This window comes from Mycolicibacterium arseniciresistens (genome assembly GCF_030519285.1).
Lineage (GTDB): Bacteria > Actinomycetota > Actinomycetes > Mycobacteriales > Mycobacteriaceae > Mycobacterium > Mycobacterium arseniciresistens.
This window is the reverse complement of record NZ_JAUMSQ010000195.1, coordinates 1-966: the sequence shown is the minus strand read 5'-3', so window position 1 is coordinate 966 and position 966 is coordinate 1. Positions and strand designations below refer to the sequence as shown.

Genomic DNA, 966 nt, shown 5'->3' with positions numbered 1-966 from the left:
TGGAGGCCGCGTTCTTCATCAACGTCGCATTCATGGCGCTGTTCGTATTCGCCACTCCGGGACTGTAGGCCGCGCGGCGACCTAGTTGGTCGACGGTGGTGGTTGGGGTTGGAACGGTGGGTACCACCACCAGTCGGCCCGTTCGCCGGTGGGCCCGGGACAGGGCGGGACATCGGGTAGTGGTCTGGTCGGGGGTCGGGCCAGTGATGCCGAACTCAGTTGGCGTCCATCGCTGTCGGTGACGATGAGGTTCTGTGCGGGGCCGGTGATGGTGATGCCGCCTCGGTGGTGCATCCGGTGGTGGTACGGGCACACCAGGACGAGGTTGTCGAGTTCGGTGGCGCCGCCGTCCTCCCAGTGCCGGATGTGGTGGGCGTGCAGACCGCGGGTGGCCCCGCATCCGGGGACCACGCAGCAGTGGTCGCGGTGTTCGAGCGCCCGGCGCAGCCGGCGGCTGATCTGGCGGGTGTCACGCGCGGACCCGATGGGCTGCCCGTTCCGTTCCAGCCACACCTCGAAGGTGGCATCACATAGCAGGAATCGGCGGTCGGCGTCGGTCAACACCGGACCCAGATGCAACGACGCCACTCGTTCCTTGACGTCCACGTGGGCGATCACGGTGGTGCGGTGTCCGTGCGGGCGGCGGGCCACCTCGGTGTCCCAGCCGGCGTCGACCACACTCATGAACGCATCGACAGTGGTGGGCATCGGCGGCGCCTGCTCGTCGGCATCGGCATCGGCATCCGCGTCGCCGTGGTCGTGTTTCCAGTCGGCGACCATCCCGTCGAGATGTGACTGCACGGCGGCGTCGAGTTTGGCCGCTTCCAGTCGCGGCAGGAAGATCCGATAGGTAGTGCCCTTCTCATCGCAGGTCTTGCTGTACGACGGTGCGGGTTCGGGTTTGGGGTCGGGTTGCGGTTGCGGTTGCGGTTGCGGTGGGGGTTCGAGCTTGATCGCGGTGCGCAA

1 protein-coding gene is annotated in these 966 nt (G+C 67.4%); it reads right to left on the bottom strand.

Annotation, left to right across the window (positions count from 1 at the left end):
* Positions 1–81 precede the first annotated feature (81 nt).
* Positions 82–966, bottom strand: an 885-nt coding sequence (locus Q2100_RS21385; RefSeq protein WP_302915672.1) for an HNH endonuclease signature motif containing protein, incomplete at its 5' end; no start/stop codon positions are given.